We start from the raw sequence: 900 nt of genomic DNA, 5'->3' as shown, positions 1-900 counted from the left end.
TATTTCTCAATCCGCGCGAGGCGAGCTCGTCATCGGGGGCGGCTCTGATCCTTACGAGCTCTACAACACACGCTCGACGCTCGAAATCAAAGAGAGCCTCGCAGCCTCGGCACTCGAAATGTTCCCGTTTATTGGTGAACTGAAGGTGTTGCGTCAGTGGGCCGGTATCACCGACATGACACCGGACTATAGCCCGATCATGGGTCGAAGCCCACTTTCGAACTACTGGCTTGACGCCGGCTGGGGCACCTGGGGCTTCAAGGCAACTCCCGCAAGCGGGTTCTTCCTCGCTAAAGCCATTTCGGACAATCGTATTCCTGAAGAGATCCAGCCGTTCCAACTGGATCGGTTCGATCGGTTCCATCTGGTCAATGAGATGGGCGCTACGGCCGCGAGCCATTGAGGGGCTGATACATGAAAATCATGACATGCCCTCTGAACGGGCCACGCAACATCACAGAATTTGAGTGCCACGGCGAAGTCCATCGGCAACCGGATCATGCGACCACAGGCGACAAAGAATGGGCCGACTATATCTGGATGTCCAACAATACCGCGGGCGTCGTACGCGAGTGGTGGTGTCACACCCCGACAAACTTCTGGTTCCTAGCCGAACGCAACACAGTCACCGATGAGATTCTGGCTACGTTCGCTGTACCGGCAGATGGAACTCTGGGAGAGGTGTTATGAATAAAGCGACACAGCGGCAGGGGCTGCTTATCGACCCATCAAAGACAATCAAATTCACCTTCGACGGGCGCGAGTATGAAGGGGTCGCCGGAGACACGATCGCCTCGGCGCTCGCGGCTAACGGCGAATGGATCCTGTCACGATCCTTTAAGTATCACCGGCCCCGTGGCGTTCTCACAATGGCGGCGCAGGATGCCAACACCCTCGTCC

General features: G+C 56.8%; 3 protein-coding genes. All 3 read left to right on the top strand.

Annotation, left to right across the window (positions count from 1 at the left end):
• The coding region (locus RCCGE510_RS32375) for an FAD-dependent oxidoreductase (RefSeq protein ID WP_037080804.1) at positions 1-403 on the top strand (403 nt) is incomplete at its 5' end.
• Between the two features lie 11 nt (positions 404-414).
• Complete coding sequence (locus RCCGE510_RS32370; RefSeq protein WP_007637690.1) at positions 415-690, top strand: sarcosine oxidase subunit delta; 276 nt, start codon at positions 415-417, stop codon at positions 688-690.
• On the top strand, positions 687-900 hold a 214-nt coding region (locus RCCGE510_RS32365; protein WP_007637688.1), incomplete at its 3' end, for a 2Fe-2S iron-sulfur cluster-binding protein. The genes RCCGE510_RS32370 and RCCGE510_RS32365, both read left to right, overlap by 4 nt.

The organism is Rhizobium sp. CCGE 510 (assembly GCF_000292525.1).
In the GTDB taxonomy this organism is placed as follows: domain Bacteria; phylum Pseudomonadota; class Alphaproteobacteria; order Rhizobiales; family Rhizobiaceae; genus Rhizobium.
Note: the sequence above shows the minus strand (reverse complement) of the source record. Positions and strands in the feature narration are given on the sequence as shown.

What these genes read in the sequence shown, in the direction of transcription:
- RCCGE510_RS32370 (WP_007637690.1), top strand. Translation starts at nt 415, where the DNA reads ATGAAAATCATGACATGCCCTCTGAACGGGCCACGCAACATCACAGAA.